Consider the following 26,385-nt stretch of genomic DNA (forward strand, 5'->3'; position numbering starts at 1 on the left):
GTTCGCTCAGATGGTGACCGGCTCCGCGCACCGCAAGTGGTTACGCCCCGGCGCAGCCCTGCCCGGCTGGCTAGGTCGCCCGCCGCAGCGTGCCGCCGCGTGCCCGGACCGGATCGAGCAGCGACCAGTCGCCGTCCGGCAGCACATGGCCCTTGGGGAACGGCGCGCGCAACTCGAGCCCGAGCGAGCGCAGCACGCGGTCGTCGCGGTAGTAGCATTGCAGCACCACGCGGACGAGCGTCGCCGCGGCCGCGCCGCCGAGCTTGCGAAACTCCTGCGCCACCGCATCGCGCCTGGCATCGTCGAGCTCGGCGAGCGGTTGGCCGGCGAGATCCGCGAGATGATCCAGCGCCTGCGCCACCAGCGCGGTGTCGCGGCCGAGTGTTGCCAGCATGTCGGCCTGGATCGCAGCATCGTCGGCACCGGGCACCTTGTACTCGTCACTGGCGGGAACGATCATCGCGGCGACGGTGCGGAGATCGGCGCGTTGGGCTGCCGTCAGTTCTTTTACGTCGGACATAGCAATCTCAATCGAACAAATTGGCGAGACGCTGCTTCATCTGGTCGGCGATGTAGAGCGCAAGGGCCTGGATGGTGGAGGTCGGGTTCACGCCGCCCGAGGTGACGAAGATGCTGCCGTCGACGATGAAGAGGTTCTTGACGTCATGCGAGCGGCCCCATTCGTTGACCACGGAGCGCGCCGGATCGATGCCCATCCGCGCGGTGCCGAGCAGATGCCAGCCGCCCCAGGGAATCGGATCGTTGATGCAGATGTCGGTGGCGCCGGCGGCATCGAGAACCTCCCGGCCGCGCGCCAGCGCGTGGTCCATCATCTTCCGGCTGTTGGCTGAGATCGTGTAGTCGATCTTCGGCGCAGGAATGCCGTGGCTGTCCTTCAGCACCGGATCGAGCGTGACGCGGTTGTGCTCCTCCGGCAGATCTTCGCAGATCGCCGACACCGCAAGGCGATGACCGTTGAGCCTGCGGAACACGCGGTGATGATCTTTGCCCCAGGGCAGAATGCCCTTCTGCTCGCTCGCGACCGCCTCGAACACCGGCCCGGCACCGCGGCCGAACTGGATGCCGTAGCCGCGGACGAAGCCACGCGACAGATCGGTGTCGTAGAATTCCTTGCTCCACAGGCAGGTCGGCGGCGCGCGGTTGCTGTCGGTCGGCTCCTTCACGAAGCCGTAGATCTGCGCATAGGGGTGGAACATCAGGTTCTTGCCGACCAGGCCGGATGAATTGGCGAGGCCATTGGGGAATTTTCCGGACACCGAATTGAGCAGCAGCCGCGGCGTGCCGACGCCGTTGCAGGCGATGATGACGACCTCGGCCGGCTGGAGTTGCTCGACGCCATCCTTGTCGTAGTAGACGACGCCGGAGGCCATGCCCTGCTCGTTGGTCAGGATCTCGCGCACCCGGCAATGGGTTTTCAACTCGACGCCGGCGCGGATCGCGTGCGGCCAGTAGGTGATATCGGTCGAGGCCTTGGCGCCCTGTGCGCAGGCCGGCGTGCAGTGGCCGAGATTGATGCAGCGTGCCCTGCCCTCGTAATCCATCGTCGCGACCGTGGTGTCCGACGGCCACCAGTGCCAGCCGAGCTTGTTCAGGGCCTTGCCGAGCAGCGGGCCTGATAGCCCGAGCGGCTGCGGCGGCATCGGCGGGTGGCTCAGCGGCGACAGCGGATCGCCCGACAGGCCCGAGACACCCATCATGCGATCGTTCTCCTCGAAGAACGGCGTCAGCGCGTCGTAATCGATCGGCCAGTCATCGGCGACGCCGTCGAGCGTCTTCACCTTGAAATCGGACGGATGCAGGCGCGGCCAGTGCGCGGTGTACATCACGGTCGAGCCGCCGACGGCGTTGAAGTTGACGACCTTGATCGGCGAGTTGTCGTCATTGATCGGATAATCTTCGGGCCGGCGGCGAACATTGGGACTGGTCGCCCACTCGCCGTAGAACTTCGCCTCCCAGTCGCGCCCGGTGCTCGGGTATTCGGCCGGATTCATCCAGCCACCCTGGTCGAGGCAGAGGATATGCATCTTGGTATCGGCCAGGCTCCAGGCCACCGCGGCGCCGGAGGCGCCGGCGCCGATGATCAGGACGTCAACGGGATCGCTCTTCATTCTTGTTTCCTGCTAACTCTCCTTCGTCATTGCGAGGAGCGGAGCGACGAAGCAATCCACGCTTCCGCGCATGACGCACGACGGATTGCTTCGCTTCGCTCGCAATGACGGAGATGGAGATAATGGCTCAATTCACGATTCTCACCGGCAAGCTTCGTATACCGCGGATGAAATTGGAATAGAGCCTTTGCGGCGGGCCCATCAGCTGAAAACGCAGATCACGTGCCAGAACCTCCTCCCAGAGGATGCGCAATTGCTGCTCGGCGAGGCGGTCGCCGACGCAGCGATGGATGCCGGCGCCGAAGGCGAGATGCTGACGCGGCTTGGCGCGGTCAATGATGAATTCGTCGGCGCGATCGATCTTGTCCTCGTCGCGGTTGCCGGAGATGTACCACATCACCACCTTGTCGCCCTTTTTGATCTGCCGGCCGGCGAGCTCGACATCGTTGCGCGCAGTGCGCCGCATGTGCAGCACCGGCGTGTGGTAGCGGATGGTCTCGGACACCAGGTTCGGGATCAGCTCCGGCCTTCCGCGGAGCAGCTCGAATTGCTCGGGGTTTTCGCACAGCGCCATCAGCCCGGCAGACATCGAGTTGCGCGTGGTGTCGTTGCCGCCGACGATCAGGAGCCCGATCGTGCCGATGAACTCGCGCGCATCCAGATTCCGCGTCGCTGGCGAATGCGCCAGCATCGAGATCAGGTCGAAGGTCGGCGGCGCATCGACCCGGGCGTCCCACAACTTTCGAAACGCCTCTCCCATCTTGATCAGCTCGGCGGTGCGTTCGGCCTCCGAATGCACCACCGCGTCAGGCGAATCGATGTTGGCGATCGCGACATCCGACCACCAGGTCAGCTTGGCGCGATCCTCCGAGGGAAAATCGAACAGCGTCGCCAGCATCATGTTGGTCAGATCGACCGAGACCCGCTCGGCCCAGTCGAAGGTCTCGTTGCGCGGCAGCGCGTCGAGCACGGCTGAAGTGCGCTTACGGATCAAGGCGTCGAAATTGGCGAGGTTCGACGGCGCCACGATCGGCGCCACCGTGCGGCGCTGCGCGGTGTGGCCGGGCGGATCCATGCGGATGAAGCTCGGCCGCTCCTGCCCCTTCGGCTGGTCCGCGACCTGGATACCGCCGAGCTCGGAAGCCGAGGAATAGTTCTGGTGGTCGAGCTCGACCGCGAAGATGTCGTCGTAGCGCGTCACCGACCAGTACGGGCCGTAGGCCGACGCCTCGCAATAATGCACGGGATCGTCGCAGCGGAGCTGCGCGAACAGCGGCCGCCAGGTGTCATCCTGATAGAGCCGGGGATTGCTGACATCGGTCGACGTCGGCCTGCGCAGCGCCTCTCCCATCGCCTCACTCCCGCTGGTTCCGTCGCCGCTTGCCGGGCGATCGCCTTGTAGGGCCGACGATAGCGGGTATCCCGCGGCCGAGTAAAGCCGCGGAACGGACAGTCCGCCGCGCGGAATGCGCGCAGGCGGGCGACCCCGGCAAATCGCGATAGCAGCCCCGCGCTTCGATGTTTGTCGGTCGCAGCGAGACCGGCTAGCTTTACCGCCGATCAACCCAGGGAGCGACGACAGGTGGCCGCACCGCGCCAGGACAACAGCCCCGAGGCGGCTGCGCTGGACTACGACGTCATCATCATCGGCGCCGGCCTGTCCGGCATGTACCAGCTCTACCGGCTGCGCGAGCTTGGCCTGAGCGCGCGCGTGTTCGAGGCAGGCACCGGCGTCGGCGGCACCTGGTACTGGAATCGCTATCCCGGCGCGCGCTTCGATTCCGAAAGCTATTCCTACGGCTACTCGTTCTCGAAGGAGCTGCTCGCGGAATGGGAATGGTCGGAGCATTTCGCCGGCCAGCCCGAAACCCTGCGCTACTGCAATTACGTCGCCGACAAGTTCGACCTGCGCCGCGACATCCAGTTCGAGAGCCGCGTCACGTCGGCGATCTATCAGGACGAGACGCGGAGCTGGCGGATCACGCTGGAAAGCGGCGCGCAGCATAGCTGCCGCTTCCTGATCACCGCGATCGGTCCCTTGTCGACGCCGACCCTGCCGCGCGTCGAGGGCCTCGACGATTTCAGGGGGCAGTCGTTTCACACCGCGCGCTGGCCGAAGGAGAAGGTGGATTTCACCGGCAAGCGCGTCGCCGTGATCGGCACCGGCGCCACCGGCATCCAGACCATCCAGACCATCGCGAGCGAAGTCGGCCACCTCACCGTATTCCAGCGCACCGCCAACTGGGCGGCCCCGCTGCACAACGGCAAGATCGATGCGGAGACGCAAGGCAGGATCAAGGCCGGCTATCCCGAGATCTTTGCGCGCTGCAAGGAGACCTTCGCCTGCTTCGTGCATACGCCCGATCCGCGCGGCGCGTTCGAGGTCAGCGAGCAAGAGCGCGAAGCGTTCTACGAGAAGCTCTATGGCGAGCGCGGCTTCGGCATCTGGCAGGGCAATTTCAAGGATATCCTGATCGATCGTGCGGCGAATGCCACGATCAGCGATTTCGTCGCGCGCAAGATTCGCGCGCGCGTCAAGGACCAGGCGGTGGCCGAGAAGCTGATCCCGACAAACCACGGTTTTGGCACGCGGCGGCTGCCGCTCGAGACTTTCTATTACGAGGTCTATAACCGCGACAATGTCGAGCTCGTCGATATCAAGGAAACGCCGATCGAAAAGATCACACCCGAAGGCATCCGGACGGCCGAGAAGGACTACGCCTTCGACATCATCATCTACGCCACCGGCTTCGATGCCATCACCGGCAGTTTTGACAAGATCGATTTTCGCGGCGCGCACGGCGCGCGGCTGAAGGAGAAATGGACGCATGGGCCGGAAACCTATCTCGGGCTGATGGTCGACGGCTTCCCCAACATGATGATGCTGATGGGCCCGCACACCGCGCTCGGCAACATCCCGCGCAGCATCGAATACAGCGTGGATTGGGTCACCGACCTGCTCCGCTTCGCGCAAGCGAAGGGCCTGACTTTCCTCGACGCCACGCCCGAGGGCACCGCCGGCTGGACCGATCATGTCAAGGCGCTCGGCGTCGGCCTGCTCTCCAACGAGGTCGATTCCTGGATGACCGGCATCAACCGCAACGTCGAAGGCAAGCAAAGGCGCATCGTCGCCCGCTACAGCGGCAGCGCGCCGGCCTATCGCGCGCGGTGCGACGCGGTGGCGGCGCAGGGGTATGCGGAGTTGAGGTTGGGCTGACTGTCTCAGTGACGCGAGGCGCTCGCTCCACTCACCGCCGTCGTCCCGGCGAAAGCCGGGACCCATACGCCGCAGCGGATGTTATGGATGGGACTCGTCGTTCCAACACCGCGCAACAAGCAGCATTGATGGTTATGGGTCCCGGCCTTCGCCGAGACGACACGGAGCTTGTTGCAAGAGGGCTCGCCCCACTCAGTGCCGTCGTCCTGGCGAAAGCCAGGACCCATAACCACCGCATTTGCTGATGGACGGGACAACGGCCCCAGCGTCGCGCCCCAATTGAGATTTGGGTAATGGGTCCTGGCTTTCGCCAGGACGACACCGAATTTGCGGATCCTGCTCACGTCACCACGCATCAATACACGGCCGCTTCCGCGTCGTTCGCGGCTCCACCTTCGGCACCGAGCGCAGTCCCGCCATGATCCAGTGCCTGGTGTCGGCGGGGTCGATCACCTCGTCGATCTCCAGCACCGAGGCGATCGAGACCGCCTTGCCGTTGGCGTAGAGCTCGGCGACCTTGGTCTGGAAATACTTCTCGCGCTCGACCGGATCGGCGATCGCTTCCATCTCCTTGCGGAAGCCGAGGCGAACATAGCCCTCGAGGCCCATGCCGCCGAACTCGCCGGTCGGCCAGGCCACCGTGAAGAACGAGGCGTGGAAGCCGCCGCCGATCATCGACTGCGCGCCGAGGCCGTAGCCCTTGCGCAGCACGATGCCGAACAGCGGCACCGTGATGCTGGCGCCGGTGACGAACATCCGCGCGACATGGCGCACGATCGCGGTCTTCTCGGCCTCGGGGCCGACCATGAAGCCCGGCGTGTCGCACAGCGAGACGATCGGGATGTCGAAGGCGTCGCAGAGCTGCATGAAGCGCGCGGCCTTGTCACCGGCGGGCGCATCGATTGCGCCGCCGAGATGTTTTGGATTGTTGGCGATCAGGCCGAACGGCTTGCCTTCGATGCGGATGAAAGCCGTGATCATGCCGACGCCGAAATCGCGCCGGATTTCCAGCACCGAGCCCTCGTCGGCGATCAGTTCGATCACGTTGCGGATGTCGTAGACCCTGAGGCGATTTTCCGGGATCGCGCGGCGCAGCAGCCGCTGGTCCGGCGCCTTCCAGTCGGCGACCGCGCCCTGGAAGTAGGACAGGTATTTCTGCGCCACCGTCGTCGCCTCTTCCTCGTCCTCGACCAGGATGTCGATCACGCCGTTCGGCGACTGGAACGTAACAGGGCCGACCTCGGCCGGATGATAGACGCCGAGCCCGCCGCCCTCGATCATCGCCGGACCGCCCATGCCGATCGAAGCATTCTTGGTCGCGATGATGACGTCGCAGACGCCGAGCATCGCGGCGTTGCCGGCGAAGCAATAGCCGGAGACCACGCCGACCACCGGCACAAGGCCCGAGAGCTTTGCGAACTGCACGAAGGACGGCCCGTCGAGGCCGGTCATGCCGAGCCGGTCGGTATCGCCGGGACGGCCGCCGCCGCCTTCGGCATAGAACACCAGCGGCATGCGCCATTGCTCGGCAAGGCCGAGCATGCGGTCGATCTTCTTGTGGTTCATATGGCCCTGGGTGCCCGCGAGCACGGTGTAGTCGTAGGAGATCACCATGCAGCGCGCCCCGTCGGCGCCGAAATGCCTGGCGTTGACGGTCGCGACACCGGCGATCAGGCCGTCGGCCGGCGTGTTCTTGATCAGATCCTCGACCTTGCGGCGGCGGCGCTGGGCCGCGATCGCGAGCGAGCCGTATTCGACGAACGAGCCTTCATCGACCAACTGCGCGATGTTCTCGCGCGCGGTGCGCTGGTTGGTCTTGCGGCGGCGCTCCACCGAGGCCGGGCGGTTCTCGTCCAGCGTGATTGCCTTGCGCGCGATCAGCTCGGCGAGGTCCGGGCGGATGCGATCGAGATCGATCGCGGCCTCCTCCGCCGCGTGGTGGCCGTCGACCTCGGCAGGCTCGAGATACAGGATCGGCTCGCCATGCATCAGGGTGACGCCGATGCCGCCAGCGATCCTCGTCACCCGGCCGCCATGCGGCGCGGTGACGAGATGCTCCATCTTCATCGATTCCAGCACCGCAATCTGCTGGCCGGGACGGACCAGGTCGCCCTCCGCGACCTCGATCGCCACGATGGTGCCCTGCAACGGCGCAGGCACCGGGAGCGATCCCTCGGGCGCCGCCTCGGCGGTGACAGGTTTGGCCGTCGTCGCCTCACTCACCTCGAGCAGCGGCGCAGCATGCTCATTCGCGGCGCCGACCAGCGCCGCGACATGGGTATCGATGAAATTGGTGCTGATCTTGTTCCGGCCAAAGCTCTGGTGCGCCAGGATTGCGCCGAGCAGCGGAATGTTGGTGGCGACGCCGCCGATGCGGAATTCGCGCAAGGTGCGCGACGCCTTGTGCACCACGTCGGTCCATTTCTGGCTGGGCGAATGCACGATGACCTTGGCCAGCAGCGAGTCGAAGGCGGCACTGGTCCGGTAGCCGGAATAGCCGAACGTATCGACGCGGACGCCGGGACCGGACGGCAGGTCGAACACGCTGAGCGTGCCGCCGGTCGGTTTCGTCAGCCCCTTCTCGTCCATCACCTCCATGTTGACGCGCAGCTGCATCGCGTAGCCGCGTGGCAGCGGCACGGAGGCCTGCGCCAGCCCGAGCGAGGCCAGCGTGGCGCCGGCGGCGACCGCGAGCTGCGACCGCACGAGATCGATGCCGAGCACCGCCTCGGTGACGGTGTGCTCGACCTGGAGCCGCGGATTGGCCTCGATGAAGGCGAAGGCGCCCTCGCCTTCGCCGGCTTCGTCATCGACCAGGAATTCGAAGGTGCCGAGATTGTCGTAGCGCGCGGCGGTCGCGAGCTGCTTCGCCGCTTCGATGATGCGTGCGCGCAGGGCCTCGCTCAGCGACGGGCTCGGCGCCACCTCGATGAGCTTCTGGTTGCGACGCTGGATGGTACATTCGCGCTCCCAGAGATGGCTGATCGCGCCGTGACGATCGCCGATGATCTGCACCTCGATATGGCGGGCCTTGCGGATCAGCCGCTCGACATAGACGGCATCGCTGCCGAACGCCGCCTTGGCCTCCGACTGGCAGCGCGCATAGGCCTCGTCGAGCTTGGCTAAGTCCTCGACCACGCGCATGCCGCGCCCGCCGCCGCCGGCGATCGCCTTGATCATCACGGCGGCATTGGCGCCGAGCGAGGTGAAGAAGGCTTTTGTCTCCTCAAGCGACGTCGCGCCTGAGGTGCCGGCAATGATCGGCACGCCGCATTTCTTCGCCAGCGCCTTGGCCTTGGCCTTGTCGCCGAACAGGTCGAGCGCCTCGGACGACGGGCCGACGAAGGTGATCTTCTCCTCGGCGCAGCGCCGCGCCAGCTGGGTGTTCTCGCTGAGGAAGCCGTAGCCCGGATGCAGTCCATCGCAGCCCGCTTCCTTGGCCGCCGCAATCACCGCCTCGATGTCGAGATATGCCCGCGCGCCGTGGCCGGGGATCTCGTGCGCCTCGTCGGCGGAGCGGACATGCAGCGAGGCCGCATCATCGGCCGGATAGATCGCGGCCGTGGCAAGGCCGCTCTCGGCGGCAGCGCGGGCAATCCGGATCGCGATCTCACCGCGGTTGGCAATCAGCAATTTCTTGAAAGACATGATGGTTCCGTTGAACTCTCGGGCGACTGATGTTCTTCTTCACCTCGCCCCGCTTGCGGGGAGAGGTGGTGGCTTCTAACGATCCTTCATGGTCGGATCGAGCACGACACGCAAGGATTCTCCGAGCGCGTTGAACGCCAGGGAGACGACGAGAATGGCAAGGCCCGGCGCATACATCTGCTCCGGGGCAATCTCCATATATTGATAGGCGCGCGCCAGCATGGCGCCCCAGCTCGGGTCCGGCGGCTGGATGCCGAGGCCGAGGAACGACAGGCTTGCTTCGGCCAAAAGCGCCGCCGCGAGCAGCAGCGTCACCTGCACGATGACCGGCTGCAGCGTGTTCGGCAGCACGTGGCGCCACAGGATGTGCCAGGTCGGCGCGCCAAAGCCTCTCGACGCGTCCACATAGAGCTCCAGCCGCACGATCAACGTCCGAGCACGGACGATGCGCGCCAGCGCCGGAAACATCGTGATGCCGATCGCGATCATGCCGTTGGTCAGCCCGATGCCGAGTGCGCCGGTGACCGCGATCGCCAGCACGATGGCGGGGAACGACAGGAAGGTGTCGATGATGCGGCTGATGACGTCGTCGATCCAGCCGCCGAAATAGCCGGCGATGAGGCCGACCGGCAGCCCGATCAGGACCGCGACGCCGACCGCAAGCAGGCTGGCATAGACGGTAGCCGGCGCGCCGTAGATCAGGCGGGAGAAGACATCGCGGCCGAGATCGTCGGTGCCGAGCAGATGCGAGGGCCCCGGCGGCGCAAGCATGTTGTTGACGTCCTGTGCGGTCGGCGCATAGGGCGCGATCCAAGGCGCGCCGATCGCGACGACAACCAGCACCACGAGCACCAGGATTGACAGCGCTGCACGGACATCGCCAACGAGCCAGCGGGCAAACCGCCTCAGCCGGGTCGGCCTGGCCGGTGTTTTCAGGGATGCGAGCGCGGTGTCGGTCATTGCTCGATCCTCGGATCGACCGCGGCACACAGCAGGTCGGTGATCAGATTCACCGCGATCACAACCACCACCATGGTGAAGACCACGCCCTGCACGATCGGGAAATCGCGCTGGATCGCGCCGCGCACGATCAGGCTGCCGAGACCGGGAATGGCGAACACCGCCTCGATCACCACGGTCGCCGCCAGCATGCGGTTCACCAGCAGGCTGATGATCGTGAGCAGATTGACGCTGACATTCTTCAGCCCGTGCTGCCAGAGGATCCGCGACATCGACAGGCCCTTGGCATGCAGCGTGCGGACATATTGCGACGACAGCACCTCCAGCAACGCGCCGCGCAGCTGGCGCGCCACCTCGGCCATGCCATAGGCCGCGATCGCAATGCCAGGCAGCAGCGCGTGCCGGACCGCGTCAATCGGCGAGACGCTGAAGGATTTTGCGCCGGTCGCCGGCAGCCAGTTCAGCTTCAGCGAGAACTCCGCCACCAGGATCATCGCCAGCCAGAAGCCGGGCACCGCGACGCCGAGCGAGGCGATCATGCTGATCAGCCTGTCGACCCAGCCGTTCGGCTTGATCGCGGCCATCACGCCCATCGGAATGCCGGTGATCAGCGCCAGCGCCAGCGCGATCACGACGATCAGCAGCGTGTTCGGGAAGGCGCGGCCGATGGAATCAGCGACCTTCTCGCCGGTCAGCAGCGATTGCGACAGATCGCCCTGCACGACATGGCCGAGCCAGGCGCCATATTGCACCAGGAACGGCCGGTCGAGGCCGTAGATCTGCCTGATCTCGGCGATCCGCGCGTCGGTGGCATTGTCGCCCGCCAAGGTCACCGCAATGTCGCCGGGCACCAGCTTGAGCAGCGCGAACACCATGAAGGTCGCAAGCAGGATCACGGGCAGCGCCTGCACCAGGCGGCTGCCGATGACCTTGACCGGTGACCGTCGCGCCATTGCTAAAGCACGATGAGATTATGATAAAACATCATCGCGCATTAGCTCCTTTTTTGAGCATGATCATTTTCGGAAAGCCGCTTCGCACTTTTCCGGATCATGCTAACCCTCCAGCCAGACGTCGTCGTATTTCGGCTTGCCCAGCAGGTTGGGCCGATAGCCCTGCACCTTCTTGTTCATGGCGACCAGCTCGAACTGGAACGCCAGCGGCACCACGAAGGCATTCTCCATCACCAGCCGCTGCACGGTGGAGAACGCCTTGCGCCTCACCTCGATATCTTCAGACGCACGCGAGTCCTTGATCGCGGCCTCGAGCTCCGGCGGGACCGGCGCGCGGCCGCCATTGTAATAGGCGTCCTTGGTGAACATCAGCGAATAGGTCAGGCTCGGATCGGGCCGGCCGGTCCAGGCCGCCAGCAGGCCGGAGCCCTTCTTCTCCGGACCGAAGAATGCGGCGGAGGCTTCCGCGATCGGCGCGTTGACGAAGCGCACATTCATGCCCGCCTTGCGGAACTGCTCAATCAGGATCTCCTCGCGCTGCACCGAATCCTGGTCGGAATAGCCGCCGATCTCGATCGGGGTGCCCTCCTTGAAGCCGGCCTCGGCGAGCAGCTTGCGCGCCTTGCCGGGATCGTAGGGATAGAGTTTGGCGACCTCGGCATCATAGGCCCAGTGCGACTTCGGCAGGTTCATGTAGGCGGGTTCGGCGAGGCCGGCGAGCGCGGCCTTGACGAAGGACTCGCGATCGATCGCGAAGTTCAGCGCCTGGCGGACCTTGACATTGTCGAACGGCGGCTTGGCCCAGTTCAGGAAGATCTGGAACACGTAGAGCGTCGGGCCGTGCACCACCTTGACACCAGAGGCGCGCTCGATGATCGCCTTCTGCCGCGGCGGCAGCTGATAGATCAGATCGTTCTGCCCTGCCGAAACCGAACGCGCGCCGGTGGTGAGTTCGGGAATGATCGAGAACTCGATGCCGTCCGGATAAGGCCGGTCCGGCTTCCAGTATTTCTCGTTGCGCTTGACCACGATCTTCTCGCCGTCGGCCCAGCTCACGAACGCATAGGCGCCGGCGCCGACCGGCTTGCGCGTCACGACGCCGCCCTCGGCCGCCTTCAACGCCGTCGGCGACACCATCATGCCGGCGCGGTCGGACAGGATGCCCGGCAGAGCGGTGTCCGGCGTCTTCAGCTTCAAGGTCACCTGCTGCGGATCGGTGACCTCGACCGATGCGACCGACAGCAGATCGGCCTTGATGTTCGATTTCGCATCGCTCCGGTTGCGATCGAGGTTGAACTTCACTGCCTCCGCATCGAGCGGCGTGCCGTCATGGAAGGTGACGCCTGAGCGGATATTGAGCACCAGCGTGGTGGGATCGGTGAACTTCCAGCTCTCGGCAAGCCCCGGCTTCGGCTTCAGCGTGTCGAATTCCCATTCGGTCAACGTGTCGTACATCGTGAACAGGAAGGCGTGGTCGGAGCCGGCGCCGCCGGTCGCGGGATCGAGGCTCGACGGGTTGGCCGGCGCCGAGATCCGCAAGGTGCCACCCTTCTTCGGCGCGCCTTGCGCGAATGATCGGCCGCCGAGCGTGGTGCTGGCCAATGCGCCGGAGATCAGCGCCATGGCCTCGCGTCTGGTTGTCATTTTCATGGCATGAATCTCCAATTTTGTTTGGAGCATGATCTTGCCGGAAAACCGCTTCACACTTTTCCGGATCATGCTCTATCTCGGCGAAAAATTCGGGCGGTCGGCGAAATGGCAGGCCACCCAGTGATCGGGCTTCAGCTCGCGCCACTCCGGCACACGCTCGGTGCAGAGCGGCTGCGCGTGCGGGCAGCGGGTGCGGAAGCGGCAGCCCGACGGCGGATCGATCGGGCTCGGCACCTCGCCCTGCAGCACGATGCGGCTTTCCTGCCGCATCGTCGACGGCAGCGGCCGCGGCTCGGCCGACAGCAGCGCGATGGTGTAGGGATGCAGCGGCCGCTCGGCGACCTCCTCAGTGGGCCCGAGCTCGACGAACTGACCGAGATACATCACCGCGACGCGCTCGCTGATATGCGCGACCACCGCGAGATCGTGGGTGATGAAGACGTAGGTCAGCCCGAGGTCGCGCTGCAGATCGGCAAACAAATTGAGCACGTCGCCGCGGATCGACATATCGAGCGCGGCCACCACCTCGTCGCAGACGATCAGCTTTGGCTTGAGCGTCAGCGCGCGGGCGATCACGACGCGCTGCTTCTGCCCGCCGGAGAGCTGGTGCGGATAGCGCTCGCCGAATTCCTGCGGCAGGCCGACCCGCTCCAGCGCCTCCCGCGCCTGCCGCTCGCGCGCGGCGCGGTCGCCGATACGGGCGAGCTCCAGCGGCTCCAGCACCGAGGCCAGGATGGTCATGCGCGGGTTCAGCGCGGCATTCGGATCCTGGAAGATGATCTGGTAGTCACGGCGATGGTTTTGGAATTCCCTGCGCGACAGTGCCGTCGGGTCGATGCCGTCGTGCAGGATGGCGCCGGCGCTGGGATTGAGCAGGAACACCAGCGCACGTCCGATCGTGGTCTTGCCCGAACCGGACTCGCCGATGATGCCGAAAGTCTCGCCGCGGCGGACGTCGAAATTGACGCCGTCGACCGCCTTGACGGTGGCGCGGCGGTCCGAGGTCTGGAATCGGACCTGGAGATCGCGCACCGAGACGATGGGCTCGCGGCGCTGTTCGGCGGATGCTGCGGTCATTGCGTCGCGACCTTCGCAGCAGCCGGCGCGCCGGGCGGATGCAGCGCGCCCGGCAGATTGAGCTCGGCAAAGCGATGACAGCGCACCCTGCGGCCTCCGCCGGCATCCTGCAGCTTCTGCTCGCCCTCGCAGCCCATTGCAGCATGCGCGCAGCGGGCGCGGAAGCGGCAGCCGGCCGGCATCTCGGCGATCGACGGCACCCGGCCCGGGATCGACGGCAGCCGGCCGTGGCGTGGGCTCAAATGCGGCAGCGAGCGTAACAGTCCCGACGTATAGGGATGCAGCGGCCGCACCAGCGCCTCGTCGACGCTGGCGTCCTCGATCACCTCGCCGGCATACATCGTGATCATCCGCGTGCAGGTCTCGGCGACGACGCCGAGATCGTGGGTGATCAGCATCAGCGCGGTCTTCGAGGTCTCGCTGATGTCGCGGAGCAGCTCGAGGATCTGCGCCTGCACGGTGACGTCGAGCGCGGTGGTCGGCTCGTCGGCGATCAGCAGCTGCGGCCCGCAGATCAGGCTCGCCGCGATCATCACGCGCTGGCGCATGCCGCCGGAGAGCTGGTGCGGATAATCGTCGATCCGACGTTCCGGCGAGGCGATGCCGACGCGGCGGAGCATCTCCAGCGTCTTGGCGCGCGCTTCCCCCTGACCGATGTTGCTGTGGACGCGCAGCGTCTCGGCGATCTGGTGGCCGACGGTGAAGACCGGATCGAGCGCGCTCATCGGCTCCTGGAAGATCATCGCGATCCGCTTGCCCCGGATCGCGCGCATCTGCCGCGCGCTGCAGGAAGCGAGATCGACGCCGTCGAACAGGATTTTGCCGTCGAGGCCGGCAAAATTGCCCGGCAACAGCCGCAGGATCGACAGGCCGGTGATGGTCTTGCCGCAGCCGCTCTCGCCGACGATGCCGACGCGCTCGCCGGGCGCGATGTCGAATTCGATCCGGCGCGTCGCCTGCCAGATGCCCTGCGTGGTCTTGAAGCGGATGCCGAGCCCGCGCACGGAGAGCAGCGGCCGCGCACCGTCGCGCGCACCCTCCGCCCTGCGCTGTGCCGGTGGCCCTGCTCCCATCAGCCCGCCGCCCGCTTCTTCTCTTTCACCAGCTGCTCCTCCATCAGCATCTCGGTGCCGATGATGCCGTCACGCGTGAGCTCCTCGAGCTCGGCATCGGACAGGCCGAGCATGCCGGACAGGATCTCGCGATTGTGCTCGCCGAGCGTCGGCGGCACCGAGCGGATCGCAAACGGCGCATCGCCTTCGCGGAACGGCATCGACGGCTGCGGATGTTTGCCAATGAAGGCGCGGTCGACCTCTTGGATAAAGCCCCGGGCGTGGAGCTGCGGGTCCTTCAACAGATCGATCGGCAGCCGCGCGACGCCGGACGCGACACCGGCGGACTGCAGCGCGGTCATCGCCGCATCGGGATCACGTTCCGAGGTCCAGGCCGTGATCGCAGCCTCGATCTCGGCCTCGATGGCGCGACGGCCCGCGGCCGTCTTGAGCGCCTCGCTCGACGCCCAATCGTCGCGGCCGAGCAGCCGCGCGAGTTTCGGCCACATCGCATCGTCGGACACCGCGACCACGATCCAGTTGTCGTCGCCATCGCAGCGAAAGCAGCCATGCGGCACGAAATCCGGATGGCGGTTGCCATATTTCGCCGGCGGCTTGCCACTGGTCGAATGCGCGACGATCCAGGGTGCGGCGAACGGCATCATGCATTCGATCTGCGCGAGATCGATGAACTGGCCCTGCCCCGTGAGCCCAGCGTGAATCAGCGCGGTCAGCACCGCGGCAGCACCGTTGAGGCCGCCGACGGCGTCGCCAAATGCGGTGTGGCTCATGACCGGCGGGCCGCCGGGATCGCCGACCACGCTCGGCAGGCCGGAGCCCTGCTCCAGGGTCGAGCCATAGGCGCGGCAGTCGCGATCCACGCTGCCGGCGCCGAACGCCGACATCGACATCATCACCAGCTTCGGATTGATCTTGCTCAGCACGTCATAGCCGAGCCCGAGTTTCGGCAGCACCTCGACCGAATAATTGTCGACCACGAGGTCGGCATCGGCGAGCAGGCGCTTCGCCAGCGCAAGTCCCTTCGGCCGGGTCAGATCGAGCGTGATACCGCGCTTGTTGCGGTTCATGATGCAGTAGCGCACCGACTTCTCGTACATCTGCTCGAGCACATAGGCCGGACGCCGATCGACGCCGCGCCACCAGTCCGGATACTGCGTCGCCTCGATCTTGATGACGTCGGCGCCGAGGTCGGCGAGCGTGCGGGTGCAGATCGGCCCGGCCCAGCCCATCGAGAAGTCGACGACGCGGATACCTTCGAGCGGGAGGCGATTGGTCGCCGCCAACTTCGGCAACGGCGCACGCGGCACGGCGGCTCGCGCGACCTGCTGCTCGCCGATATCAGGCACGCGGCCACCGCGCAGCGGCGGCGTTGCCGTCAGCCGCTGCATCGTGCCGGCGGAAAAGCCGGTCTCGTCGCCGACCGTGATCGGTACGATGGCGCCGCGGGCGCGCTTCTCTTCATCGGCGATGAGGTCCGAGATCTCCGGCACCGGAACAATCGGGATCTTGCGCTTGAGACCCTCAGTGAACCATTCCTGCGCGGTGCGCTGCTTCAGCTTCGGCAGGATCTTGCCCTCGATCTCGGCGACGCGCTGCAGCCGGTCGACGCCCATCACCAGCGTCGGATCGTCGCGCAATTCGTTCAGCCCGAGCATCTCGCAGAACGCGCGCCATTGCGCCGGGGTCACCGTGGTGACGCCGAGCCAGCCTTGTTTGGTTTCATAGATGCCGACCGGAAAGGTCGGCCAGAACCGGTTGACGCCGATCCGCCGCATGATGTCGCCGCGCTGGAACGCCTCGAACATGATGTATTCGGTGACGGCGATACTGGCCTCGAACAGGCTGAGATGGCTTTGCCGTCCGCGGCCGTCCTGCATGCGCCCCAGCACCGACGATGCGGCGGCGATGAAGCCCCATAGCCCGCCCAGGATCCCGGTCTGGAAATCCGGCGCGTGCATCGGCGGCCCCTGCTCGGGTCCGACCAGCTTCACGAGGCCGGTCAGCGCTCGGATCGTGGAGTCCGTTGCCGCGAAATCGGCGTAGGGACCGCGATCGCCGAACCAGGCGAGGTCGAGATGGATCAGGCCCGGATTGTCGCGCTTGATCGCAGCGAGATCGATATCGGGACAATTGGCCGCAGCGATGCCGCGGCCGTCAAGCAGGATATCGCAGTCTGCGATCATTTCGCGCAGGCGCGCCGCGTCGCTCTTATCGAGCACGACACTCGATTTGTTGAAATTGAGAAACGCAAACCATGCGCTGTGCCCTTGCGGCGTCAGCGGCGCGGTGCGGCGAAGCGGATCGCCCTCGGGCGGCTCGATCTTCTGCACATCGGCGCCGAAATCGGCAAACAGCCGCGCGCAATAGCCCGTCGCCGCAGCACTTCCGATCTCGACAATCCGCAGATGCGACAACGCGCCCATCAGGCTTCCTCACCAACATGACCAGCCGGCGACAGCAGCTGATTCAGTTTTCTTGTTGGGTGAACTTGAAGCCGCGCCGACTGTGTGATGCAAGTGGAATTTTCTTCCGCTTGACGGAATTCGCTGGATTGCCGCAGCACTTTGCAGCAAGCGTGCGCTGGCGGTCTGGCTCCGTGCGATTGACGCATTGCTCGATCCGCTATTGTGCGCTCTCCAACACCAACAAACGCCGGGCAGGAAACCATGAGCAGATCAACCACGATCAAAAGCGTCGAGACGCTCGCCTGCGATGCCGGCTGGCGGAATTATCATTTCGTCAAGGTGACCACCGCGGACGGATTGGTCGGCTGGAGCGAATATGACGAAGGCTTCGGCGCGCCCGGCGTCACGGCGGCGATCGAGCGGCTGTCGGCGCGGGTGATCGGCAAGAACGCGTTCGAGCATGAGCGGATCTATGTCGAGCTGTTCGCCGCGACGCGCCCGGCCGCCGGCGGCGTGGTGGCGCTGGCATTGGGCGCAATCGAGAACGCGCTGCTCGACATCAAGGCCAAGGCGCTCGGCGTGCCCTGCTATGATCTGCTCGGCGGCAAGATCCGCGACCGCGTGCGGGTCTACTGGTCGCATTGCGCGACCTGGCGCATCAACCATCCCGACTGGTACAAGCCGGCGATCACTGATCTCGACGGCGTCAAGGCGATCGGCGCCGAGGTGCGCGAGAAGAAATTCACGGCGATGAAGACCAACATCTTCGTCTACACCGACGGCAAGCCGATGGGCTGGCGTCCCGGCTTCGGCTCGCCGTTCCAGCCCGAGATCAATATCGACCGCACCGTGCTGCGCAATCTCTGCATGCATCTGGAGGCGATCCGCGACGGCGCCGGGCCGGATGTCGATCTCTTGCTCGACCTCAATTTCAACGCCAAGACCGAAGGCTATCTGAAGATCCTGCGCGCCATCGAGAAGATGGACATGTTCTGGGTCGAAATCGACACCTTCAACCCGCAGGCGCTCGGCTACATCCGCCGCCAGAGCCCGCACCCGATCTCGTCCTGCGAGACGCTGCTGGGCTTGCGCGAATTCCTGCCCTACTTCACCGAGCAGGCGATGGACGTCGCGATCATCGACACGCCGTGGAACGGGGTCTGGCAGTCGATGAAGATCGCCGCCGCCGCCGAGCATTTCGAGGTCAACGTCGCGCCGCATAATTTCTACGGCCACCTCTGCACCATGATGAACGCGCATTTCTGCGCCGCCGTGCCGAACCTGCGGATCATGGAGACCGACATCGATCGGCTGGCCTGGGACCACGAGTTGTTCACCTATGTGCCGGAGTTCGTCGACGGCCATCTCGTGATCCCGGATCGCCCGGGCTGGGGCACCGAGCCGAACGAAGAAGGCCTGCGCGCGCATCCGCCGAAGAACAACGGCGGGCTGCTGAACTACGGGTTGAAGAAGTAGGTCTCTCCACCGTCGTCCCGGCGAAAGCCGGGACCCATAACCACCGCTGCGTGGCGTGAAAACGATTATTGCCCCAGCGGAGTAAACCAATCGCGAGTTGGGGTAATGGGTCCCGGCCTTCGCCGGGACGACGCTTCCTCAACTACCGCGCCCCTCAATTATCCTCCCGCACCGCCGTAAACGCGCTCTCGATCACGTCGCCGATCGGCTGCCAGGCGTTGCCGTCGAACTGCACCAAGCGCATCTGCTTGATCGGGCGGAAATCCTTCGGCCCGGTGTTGATGACGATCCCGGGCAGCGCGATCGGGCTCTGATAGTCCTTCAGCGAGGCCGCCTGCCGCATGATGTTGTCGCGCGACAGGTCGTCGCCGCACTGGCGCAGCACCTGCATCAGCGTGTCGGCCGCGGCATAGCCGAATACGGCGTAGATGTCGTCCTTGTCGCCGTCGGGGTAGTATTTGTCCATGAAGGCGTCCCAAGCCTTGATCTGCGGGTCGTTCTTCCAGGCGGCATCGCCGGCATCCTTCAGGAACGAGGTCGAGATCACGCCGAGCGAGTTTTGCAGGCCCGCGGGCCGCAGCGCGCTGGCGATCGAGGCCGACGCATTGTCGAGGATGAACACCGGGTGCCAGTCGAGGTCGGCGGCAACACGAATTGCTCGCGCCGCGATCGCGGGCGCGCCGTCGAACACCAGGATGTCGGCGCCGGAGTTCTTCAAAATTCCGATCTGGTTCTGGATCGCGGTCTCCGATGCGTCGAAGGCGAGATCGGCGACGATCATCCCTGCGGTGTCGCCGAGCCCCTCCTGCAATCCCCTGAACAGGTCGCGGCCGAACTGGTCGTTCTGCCAGAGCACCGCGATCTTGCACGAGGGATAGGCGGCCTGGATGTAGTTGGCGTAGATCTGGCCCTCGGCGCGGAAGGTCGGCTGCCAGCCCATGGTCCAGGGGAAGGCCCGCGGATGCGCCCACTCCTCGTCGCCGGAGGCAACGAACAGCTGCGGGATCTTCCTCTCGTTGAGGTACTTTCGCACGGCTAGGTTGCTCGGCGTGCCGAACGAGCCGAACATCAGCAGCACGTCCTGCTTCTCGACGAGATCGCGGGTCTGCTCCATCGCGGTCTTCGGATTGGAGCTGTCATCGACAGAGACGAACTTGACCTTGCGGCCGTTGATGCCGCCATGCTCGTTGATCATATCGAAATAGGCGGCTTCCGCCCGCCCGATGGTCGCGAACGCGGCGAGCGGCCCGGTGTAGGGCATGACATTGCCGACGCGGATCTCGCTGCCGGCCGCGTCGGGCGCTGCCTGCGCCTGCTGCGCGCGCAGCGGCGCCGCCGCGAGCATAGCTGCGAAGACCAGCGATATCGAAAGCGCAGTTTGTCTTTTTGTTTGCATCAACATCGCCACAACGCCGACACCAGGCCGGCGCTCCCTCCGAGCGAGCGGACTTTATCGCCCAACCCAATGCCGGAAAAATGAAATGTTGATGGCGGAGACGGACCTCAGCGCAATGTTATGTCGAGCCAGCCCAGCGGATTGACCGTGACGCGGTCACCGTCATCGACCAGAACCGTGGTGGTTTCAGCCTCAATGATCGCGGGACCGGCCAATGAATGGCCCGGCTTGAGATCATCGAGCGCATAGACCGGCACCTCGCGCCAGGCCCCGAGCCACGCCTGCCGCTTGCCGCGCGGCGCGCAGGGCGCGGCTGACGTCGCCTCGCCGGCATCATCGCTGCCGCGCGCGATCTTGCCGACCGCGGCGACGCGCGCATTGACGAACACGACCTCCTGCCCGCGCGAGGCATAGGTGTAGAGCTCTTCGTGGCGGCAATGGAAGCGCTCCTCGATCTGCGCGACGAGGTCTGCGGCGTTGAGATCGAGATCGCCGAGCGGCACGTCGATCTCGAATACCTGCTCGCCATAGCGCATCTCGGCGGAGCGCTCGATCGCGATGTCGCCCTTGAACCAGTCGCGCAGCCGCCCTGCGGCCTGCTCTTCCAGTGCGGCGAACAGCGCCCGCACCTCGTCGGCGGAAATCCGCCCCGTGCCGTAATGCGTCCGGCTGACCTCGTAGCGCAGATCGCTGGTCAGCATGCCCCATGCGGAGAGCACGGAGGCGACCGTCGGCACGATGATGCGCTTGATCTCGAGTTCGCGCGCGACTTCGGCCGCGTGCATGCCGGCCGCGCCGCCGAAGCTGAGCAGCGCGAATTTGCGCGGGTCGACGCCGCGGCGCAAGGTCATCAGGCGGATGCCGTCGGCCATCTTCAGATTGATCATCTTGTAGATGCCGGCGGCCGCCTCGATCCGCGACAGCTCGAGCGCTTTGGCGATGCGGTCGACGGCCGCTTCCGACGCCGCGCGGTCGAGCGGCCGCGCGCCGCCCATGAAGGCGGCGGCATCGAGATAGCCGAGCACGACATTGGCGTCGGTGACAGCAGCCGCGGTGCCGCCATTGCCGTAGCAGGCCGGGCCCGGCACCGAGCCGGCGCTCTCCGGCCCGACCCGCAAGGTGCGGCTGCCGTCGACGCTGGCAATCGAACCGCCGCCGGCCGCGATGCTGGCGATGTCGAGGCTGCGCAGCGCAATGCGCTGGCCGGCCAGCATGCCGTCGGCCGACAGCGAAGCCTGGCCGTCAGCGATCAAGGAAATATCGGTCGAGGTGCCGCCCATGTCGAACGGCACGAGATCGGGAATCCCGAGCATTTCAGCGCAACGGCGGCTGCCGGAGATGCCACCGGCCGGGCCCGACAGCACGGTGCCCGCGGCGAGCCGCGAGGCTTCCTCGACCGGCGCCATGCCGCCATGCGACAGCACGACGAACAGCGATCCCTTGAAGCCGGCTTCATGCAGGCTGCGCTCCAGATTGGTCAGATAGTGCCGCACCGTCGGCTCGACATAGGCGTTCACGATGGTGGTCGAGACGCGCTCATATTCCTTGATCTGCGGCAGCACATCGCTGGAGCGCGACACGCTGACCTCGGGCAGCTCCTTCGCCAGCCGCTCGACCGCAGCGAGTTCATGCGCCGGGTTGAGATAGGCGTGCAGGAAGCAAACCGCGACGGAGTTCGCGCCGGACCGTTTCACCTCGGCGATGACCTTGCCGAGCGCTGTGGCATCGAGTGCAATCGCCGCGCTGCCGTCGGCCTTCAGCCGCTCGCGCACGCCGAAGCGGCGCTCGCGCGGCACCAGCGGCTCGGGCGGCGGCGTGCGCAGGTCGTAGCGATCCGGCTTCAAGCCTTCGCGCATCTCGACGACGTCGCGATGGCCTTCGGTGGTGAGCAGCGCGACCTTGGCGCCCTTGCGCTCCAGCAGCGCGTTGGTCGCAACCGTCGTGCCGTGCACCAGGCGATCGGTCGCAGCGAGCATCGCCGCGCGGGTGACGCCGAGGCGGCGCGCCAGCTCTTCCAGTCCGGCCATCACCCCGACCGACTGATCGGCCGGCGTGGACGGAGATTTCGCGAAGACGGTGCGCCCGGTTTGATCGGTCGCAACCAGGTCGGTGTAGGTGCCGCCGACGTCAACTCCAATCGTATACATCGCTGCCCTATACCGCCTTCGAAACCAGACCCTGCGCGACATCGCGCGCCCGCGCTTCCGCCGAGCGCTTCTCGGGCGGACCCCAGCCGCCGCCGCCTGATGAGCGGATCTCGAGGCAATCGCCGGGGCGCAGCTCGATGCCGACCTCCTTGGTCTTCAGCACACGCGGCGCGCGACCTTCGGAGAGCAAGCGATAGTGATGCGGCTCACCATCCCTACCGCCGAGCATGCCGCAGGGGCCGTGACGCGCGCCGTCGCCGGCGGTGTTGCCCTTGGCCGGCTTCTGCGTCTCCAGCACCATGTCGAGCGCGACACCGAGGCCGCCGCGATGCTGGCCGTCGCCGCCGGAATCCGGCCGGAACTCGTGCTGGCGGAAATGCAGGGGGAATCGCACCTCGGCGACCTCGATGCTGCCGAATTTGAGACCGCCGACGGTGTGCCATTCGCCGATCGAGCAATAGCCGTCGCCACCGATCGAGGCGCCGCCACCCGGCCGCGCCTGGAACATATGCCAGATGAAATTGCGCCCGTTGCGCGGATCCTCGCCCTGGATCGCGATGCGGAATCTGCGTCCCCATCCGCCCATCACACGATCCGGACACGACGCCGACATCGCCTTGATGATGGCTTCGACGATCTCATTGGAGGGATGGCTCGTGCACAAGGTCACGGGGCGGCCGGGATCGGCCCACACAATGGTACCCTGCCTTGCCACCACCTTCAGCGGCCGCAGCGCGCCGGTATTCTTCGGGATATCGGCGTCGATCAGATAGGCAAACGCCATCGCCACCGCGGCCTGCATGTTGGCGTGCGACGAGTTGACGAAGCTGGTCGACTGCGGATCGGAGCCGGTGAGATCGACCTCGATGTCACTGCCATTCTTGGTTACCTTGGCCGCGATCTTGACGTCGGTGCGGCCATGGCCGTCATCGTCGAGCAGCGCTTCGCCATAGAACACGCCGTCCTTCCACGAGGACACCACGGCGCGGGTCTGCTGCTCGGTCGCGTCAAGGATCGCTTCGATCGCGGCCTCGACAGTTTCCGCGCCGAACTCGCTGAACAGTTTTGCCACCCGCCGCTCGCCGAGATGCGCGGCGCCGAGCATCGCCGCGAGGTCGCCGCGGAATTCGCGGGGGTTGCGGATGTTCAAAGCCAGCAGGTCGAGCAGATCTTCGCGCGGCTTGCCGGCCTCATAAAGCTTGATCGGCGGAATCCGGATGCCTTCCTGGTAGATCTCGGTGGCGCCGGGATTGTAGGCGCCGTGGGTGGCGCCGCCGATGTCGCTCTGATGCGCGCGCACGATGGTCCAGAGCAGCCTTTTTCCCCCGTCAAACACCGGCACGAAGGCGGTGAGATCAGGCAGATGGCTGCCGCCCTGATAGGGGTCGTTGAGCAGGATGACGTCGCCGGGCGCAACATCCTTGAAGCGTGCTTCGACCGCGAGCGTCGCCCACGGCAAGGCGCCGACATGCACCGGGATGTGATCGGCCTGCGCGATCAGCCGCCCGCTGATGTCGCAGATCGCCAGCGAAAAATCGCGGCTGGAATTGAGGATCTGCGAATAGGAGGTGCGAAGCATGGCTTCGCCCATCTCCTTCACGATCGACGACAGGCGGTGCTGGACGACGGAACGGGTGATCGGATCAATCTTGGCGGGCGCGGGCACGTGACTTCCGGGAGCGGTGGAACACGGTGCTATCTTATCGCCACCGCCGTCGAGGTATAGGCCCAAAACAGCACGATCCCGATCGCCAGCGCGGCGGCGATGAACAGCAGCACTGCGGGCAGCCCGAACAGCGCCGCGACGCCGGCGGTGCTCGACTGCAGCAACGCCGCGCCGAGGAAAAACGCGAGATTGACCGACGACAGCGCCTTGCCGGTATTTTGGGCGTCGACGAGCTGCCGCGTCATGCCGTAGATCAGCGGCTGCGCCGACGTCGCGAGCCCGATCAGGACCAGCAGCACCAGGTCATATTGCGTCGGCATCACGGCAACGCCGAACAGGTTCGAGATCGGGAAATGCGGCGCGCCGGCCGCCATCGCTACCAGCAGCAATGCGGCGATGGCATGGGTTGCCGCCACCATGGTGCGGCGATGCCCGAACTTGCGATCGAAGGCGCCGATGCAGGCCGGGCCAATGATCATCGCCAGCGTGAACAGGCCGAGCACATTGCCGGCCTCGATGCGGCTCAACCCCTTCACATCCATCAGCCACGGTCCGGCCCACAGGCCGCGCAAGGTGAGCGACGCGCCGAGCGACACCAGCGACAGCGCGATCAGCCCGCGCAGGCCGCGCGACAGCCCGAGCCGCAGCACCTCGGCCATCTGATGCAGCGGCGAGGAATCATCCGCATGCGCCGCCGGCTGGCGCGGCACCAGCGCGAACACCGCGATCAGCACCGCAATGCCGAAGCCGGCCGAGACCCAGAAGCCGGCGCGCCAGCCGAACTGATCGACCACAAAGGCCAGCGGACTTGCGGACAACAGCATGCCGATATTGCCGATCGAGAGGATCAGGCCGGACCACAGGCCGAACTTCGCCGCCGACATCTGCTTGGCGGCGAGCGTCATCGGGCACATCAGCATGCCCGAGGTGGCGACGCCGAGCATCAGTTGTCCGAGCACGAAGCTCGCAGGCCCCGTCGCAAGCGCCGAGACCAGCGTCCCGACCACGGTACCGGCGAGCAGGCTCAGCGACACCGGCCGCACGCCAAAGCGGTCCATCGCGGCGCCGACCGGGATTTGCGAGGCAGCAAAGGAGAAATGATAGATTGAGGTGAGGCTCGCCAGCGCCTGCGGCGAGGTGCCGAAATCCCGTGCCATCAGATCGAGGCTGATCGCCGGGATCGTCCGCAGCAGCGTCGACAACATGTGGCCCGAGGCCAATGCCAGAAGTGCAAGAACCAGGGCGCGGAACCCGATCCCCGCCTCTTCCTTCGTCACCACGCCGTCCATGAATCGCCTATTCCCCGAGCATTTTCGGGACGGGCGTAACATTATTGGGCTGATGCTGCCAACTTTGGAGGCATTGCGATTTTCGTTGCCCCACATGCCGTCATCGCCGGGCTTGTGCCGGCCATCTGACCTTTCTTCGAACGAAGCCTAAACGCCGATGCCCGGGACAAGCCCGGGCATGACGCGTTCGCGGAGACTTCGCCGCCGCTACTGCTTGTGGAACACCAGGGTGCGGAGCTCGATGCTCTCGCGCGGCGCGGCGTCGGCCGGCGTGGTCGGATCGACAAACGCCGTGTGCGGGCCAAACCGCGTGCGGCCATCGGTCGCCGAGTCATAGCATTTCAGCAGGATCGCCTCGTCCGGCGTCATCTCGGGAATGTAGAACCAGCGATGGTTCGGGTTGTACTTCACCGAATAGGTCTCGCCGCTGCGGTTCGGATAGATCAGATCGGAGGCAATCAGATCCTCCGGCGCGATCGTGGTGCCGTCGGCCATCGCCAGCGGGGAGTCGCGCAGGGGACCGCGGATCGGGCGCCACAGGTTGATCACCTGAACGCGGCCCTTGACGAGCTGCTCGGCCTCGTCGGGCAGATGCTCGAACACGCGGTTATGGCCCGAGACGGCGGTCTGGTCGACATGGACACGGGTCGCGGGCTGGCGCGGTCCGCCGCCGCGGATATCAGCCGCACCCTCGACGCGCTTGCGCACGGTGTGGTCGAAGATGAAGACGCGGTCCACCTTCAGCGTCGCCTTCAGGAAAGCTTCGACGGCGGGGTAGTAGACGTTGCGGACTTCGTTGTCGTCGTAATAGTCCTTCACGATGGTCGGATGCTTGACCAGTGCAAAGCCCTCGCGGTCGAGCGAGAAGCTGTCGGCGATCAGGCGCCCATCAAAGATCGGAACGTTGTGCGGTTCGGGCAGCGCGGTGGATTTGGGTTCGCCGGGCGGCGGGTCGAAAGCGTAAGTCCGGGGCTTGCCCGGCGTCGGCGCGAGGTAGTTCAGCTCAGCAGTCACAAACGGCAGCGACTCGATACGAGTTTGTTGAAGGCCCATGGTGATCTCCCGGACTCGATTGTTCGTGCTTTTGATCTTGGCGGCGCGACCCGGGGTGACAAGGTCGCGGCGAAAATAGCAACGTTGTCGTTTTGGAATGCGCGGAAAGGGAAAATTCCTTCCGGTGTCACCATCGCGAAGTGGATGGTTATTTCGCACGGTCATTCGAACGGGCGCGCTCGCGGCTACCCCTCTCCCCACCCTCCCCCGCAAGGGGGGAGGGAGCCCGACCAACGTGCTCACCTC

The 26,385-nt window shown here is 65.7% G+C and carries 17 protein-coding genes; 2 read left to right on the plus strand and 15 right to left on the minus strand.

What is annotated here, in order from left to right:
- Positions 1 to 70 precede the first annotated feature (70 nt).
- The 3 genes from FBZ93_RS07015 to FBZ93_RS07025 all read right to left on the minus strand — a co-directional run bounded on the left by FBZ93_RS07015 (position 71) and on the right by FBZ93_RS07025 (position 3,480).
- Complete coding sequence (locus FBZ93_RS07015; protein WP_146985200.1) at positions 71 to 520, minus strand: hypothetical protein; 450 nt, start codon at positions 518 to 520, stop codon at positions 71 to 73.
- 7 nt (positions 521 to 527) lie between these two features.
- Positions 528 to 2,129 (minus strand): GMC family oxidoreductase, encoded by a 1,602-nt coding sequence (locus FBZ93_RS07020; RefSeq protein ID WP_146985201.1) that lies wholly within the window; start codon positions 2,127 to 2,129, stop codon positions 528 to 530.
- A 127-nt stretch (positions 2,130 to 2,256) separates the two neighbouring features.
- Complete coding sequence (locus tag FBZ93_RS07025; RefSeq protein ID WP_146985202.1) at positions 2,257 to 3,480, minus strand: cytochrome P450; 1,224 nt, start codon at positions 3,478 to 3,480, stop codon at positions 2,257 to 2,259.
- A gap of 231 nt (positions 3,481 to 3,711) precedes the next feature.
- On the opposite strand from FBZ93_RS07025, the gene FBZ93_RS07030 reads away from it, so the two are divergent.
- Positions 3,712 to 5,346: a flavin-containing monooxygenase gene (locus FBZ93_RS07030; protein ID WP_146985203.1), complete on the plus strand. Its 1,635-nt coding sequence runs from the start codon at positions 3,712 to 3,714 to the stop codon at positions 5,344 to 5,346.
- Between the two features lie 345 nt (positions 5,347 to 5,691).
- Here the strand turns inward: FBZ93_RS07030 and FBZ93_RS07035 are convergent, their stop codons facing one another.
- The 7 genes from FBZ93_RS07035 to FBZ93_RS07065 form a co-directional block, all read right to left on the minus strand.
- A complete protein-coding gene (locus tag FBZ93_RS07035; RefSeq protein WP_146985204.1) occupies positions 5,692 to 8,994 on the minus strand; it encodes a carboxyl transferase domain-containing protein in 3,303 nt (1,100 codons plus the stop codon).
- Positions 8,995 to 9,069: 75 nt separating this feature from the next.
- A complete protein-coding gene (locus FBZ93_RS07040; protein WP_146985205.1) occupies positions 9,070 to 9,954 on the minus strand; it encodes an ABC transporter permease in 885 nt (294 codons plus the stop codon).
- Entirely contained in the window at positions 9,951 to 10,907 is a 957-nt protein-coding gene (locus FBZ93_RS07045; protein ID WP_146985206.1) for an ABC transporter permease, read from the minus strand. Before FBZ93_RS07045 ends, FBZ93_RS07040 begins: the two co-directional genes overlap by 4 nt.
- A gap of 102 nt (positions 10,908 to 11,009) precedes the next feature.
- A complete protein-coding gene (locus tag FBZ93_RS07050) occupies positions 11,010 to 12,557 on the minus strand; it encodes an ABC transporter substrate-binding protein (RefSeq protein ID WP_146985207.1) in 1,548 nt (515 codons plus the stop codon).
- A gap of 72 nt (positions 12,558 to 12,629) precedes the next feature.
- Entirely contained in the window at positions 12,630 to 13,634 is a 1,005-nt protein-coding gene (locus tag FBZ93_RS07055; protein ID WP_146985208.1) for an ABC transporter ATP-binding protein, read from the minus strand.
- Positions 13,631 to 14,707 carry an ABC transporter ATP-binding protein gene (locus FBZ93_RS07060; RefSeq protein ID WP_146985209.1) on the minus strand — a complete coding sequence of 359 codons (1,077 nt, stop codon included), beginning with the start codon at positions 14,705 to 14,707 and terminating at the stop codon, positions 13,631 to 13,633. Before FBZ93_RS07060 ends, FBZ93_RS07055 begins: the two co-directional genes overlap by 4 nt.
- Entirely contained in the window at positions 14,707 to 17,130 is a 2,424-nt protein-coding gene (locus FBZ93_RS07065) for a CaiB/BaiF CoA transferase family protein (protein ID WP_146985210.1), read from the minus strand. The genes FBZ93_RS07060 and FBZ93_RS07065 overlap by 1 nt, the downstream gene beginning before the upstream one ends.
- 243 nt (positions 17,131 to 17,373) lie before the next feature.
- Between FBZ93_RS07065 and FBZ93_RS07070 the strand changes: the two genes are divergently transcribed.
- Positions 17,374 to 18,588, plus strand: coding sequence for a mandelate racemase/muconate lactonizing enzyme family protein (locus FBZ93_RS07070; RefSeq protein ID WP_146985211.1), 1,215 nt, complete (start codon positions 17,374 to 17,376; stop codon positions 18,586 to 18,588).
- Between the two features lie 154 nt (positions 18,589 to 18,742).
- On the opposite strand, the gene FBZ93_RS07075 is transcribed toward FBZ93_RS07070, so the two are convergent.
- The 5 genes from FBZ93_RS07075 to FBZ93_RS07095 all read right to left on the minus strand — a co-directional run bounded on the left by FBZ93_RS07075 (position 18,743) and on the right by FBZ93_RS07095 (position 26,139).
- Complete coding sequence (locus tag FBZ93_RS07075) at positions 18,743 to 19,984, minus strand: ABC transporter substrate-binding protein (RefSeq protein WP_146985212.1); 1,242 nt, start codon at positions 19,982 to 19,984, stop codon at positions 18,743 to 18,745.
- A 107-nt stretch (positions 19,985 to 20,091) separates the two neighbouring features.
- Entirely contained in the window at positions 20,092 to 22,131 is a 2,040-nt protein-coding gene (locus FBZ93_RS07080; RefSeq protein ID WP_146985213.1) for a hydantoinase/oxoprolinase family protein, read from the minus strand.
- 7 nt (positions 22,132 to 22,138) lie between these two features.
- Positions 22,139 to 23,797, minus strand: coding sequence for a hydantoinase B/oxoprolinase family protein (locus FBZ93_RS07085; protein ID WP_146985214.1), 1,659 nt, complete (start codon positions 23,795 to 23,797; stop codon positions 22,139 to 22,141).
- Positions 23,798 to 23,826: 29 nt separating this feature from the next.
- Entirely contained in the window at positions 23,827 to 25,086 is a 1,260-nt protein-coding gene (locus tag FBZ93_RS07090; RefSeq protein ID WP_146985215.1) for an MFS transporter, read from the minus strand.
- A 207-nt stretch (positions 25,087 to 25,293) separates the two neighbouring features.
- On the minus strand, positions 25,294 to 26,139 hold the full coding sequence (locus tag FBZ93_RS07095) for a CmcJ/NvfI family oxidoreductase (RefSeq protein WP_146985216.1): 846 nt from the start codon (positions 26,137 to 26,139) through the stop codon (positions 25,294 to 25,296).
- Between the last annotated feature and the right edge of the window lie 246 nt (positions 26,140 to 26,385).

Origin of the sequence: Bradyrhizobium macuxiense (assembly GCF_007993935.1) — a bacterium.
Taxonomy (GTDB): domain Bacteria; phylum Pseudomonadota; class Alphaproteobacteria; order Rhizobiales; family Xanthobacteraceae; genus Bradyrhizobium; species Bradyrhizobium macuxiense_A.

What these genes read in the sequence shown, in the direction of transcription:
- FBZ93_RS07055 (WP_146985208.1), bottom strand. Translation starts at nt 13,634, where the DNA reads ATGACCGCAGCATCCGCCGAACAGCGCCGCGAGCCCATCGTCTCGGTG.
- FBZ93_RS07045 (WP_146985206.1), bottom strand. Translation starts at nt 10,907, where the DNA reads ATGGCGCGACGGTCACCGGTCAAGGTCATCGGCAGCCGCCTGGTGCAG.
- FBZ93_RS07050 (WP_146985207.1), bottom strand. Translation starts at nt 12,557, where the DNA reads ATGAAAATGACAACCAGACGCGAGGCCATGGCGCTGATCTCCGGCGCA.
- FBZ93_RS07075 (WP_146985212.1), bottom strand. Translation starts at nt 19,984, where the DNA reads ATGCAAACAAAAAGACAAACTGCGCTTTCGATATCGCTGGTCTTCGCA.
- FBZ93_RS07095 (WP_146985216.1), bottom strand. Translation starts at nt 26,139, where the DNA reads ATGGGCCTTCAACAAACTCGTATCGAGTCGCTGCCGTTTGTGACTGCT.
- FBZ93_RS07025 (WP_146985202.1), bottom strand. Translation starts at nt 3,480, where the DNA reads ATGGGAGAGGCGCTGCGCAGGCCGACGTCGACCGATGTCAGCAATCCC.
- FBZ93_RS07035 (WP_146985204.1), bottom strand. Translation starts at nt 8,994, where the DNA reads ATGTCTTTCAAGAAATTGCTGATTGCCAACCGCGGTGAGATCGCGATC.
- FBZ93_RS07065 (WP_146985210.1), bottom strand. Translation starts at nt 17,130, where the DNA reads ATGGGCGCGTTGTCGCATCTGCGGATTGTCGAGATCGGAAGTGCTGCG.
- FBZ93_RS07090 (WP_146985215.1), bottom strand. Translation starts at nt 25,086, where the DNA reads ATGGACGGCGTGGTGACGAAGGAAGAGGCGGGGATCGGGTTCCGCGCC.
- FBZ93_RS07070 (WP_146985211.1), top strand. Translation starts at nt 17,374, where the DNA reads ATGAGCAGATCAACCACGATCAAAAGCGTCGAGACGCTCGCCTGCGAT.
- FBZ93_RS07015 (WP_146985200.1), bottom strand. Translation starts at nt 520, where the DNA reads ATGTCCGACGTAAAAGAACTGACGGCAGCCCAACGCGCCGATCTCCGC.
- FBZ93_RS07040 (WP_146985205.1), bottom strand. Translation starts at nt 9,954, where the DNA reads ATGACCGACACCGCGCTCGCATCCCTGAAAACACCGGCCAGGCCGACC.
- FBZ93_RS07060 (WP_146985209.1), bottom strand. Translation starts at nt 14,707, where the DNA reads ATGGGAGCAGGGCCACCGGCACAGCGCAGGGCGGAGGGTGCGCGCGAC.
- FBZ93_RS07020 (WP_146985201.1), bottom strand. Translation starts at nt 2,129, where the DNA reads ATGAAGAGCGATCCCGTTGACGTCCTGATCATCGGCGCCGGCGCCTCC.
- FBZ93_RS07080 (WP_146985213.1), bottom strand. Translation starts at nt 22,131, where the DNA reads ATGTATACGATTGGAGTTGACGTCGGCGGCACCTACACCGACCTGGTT.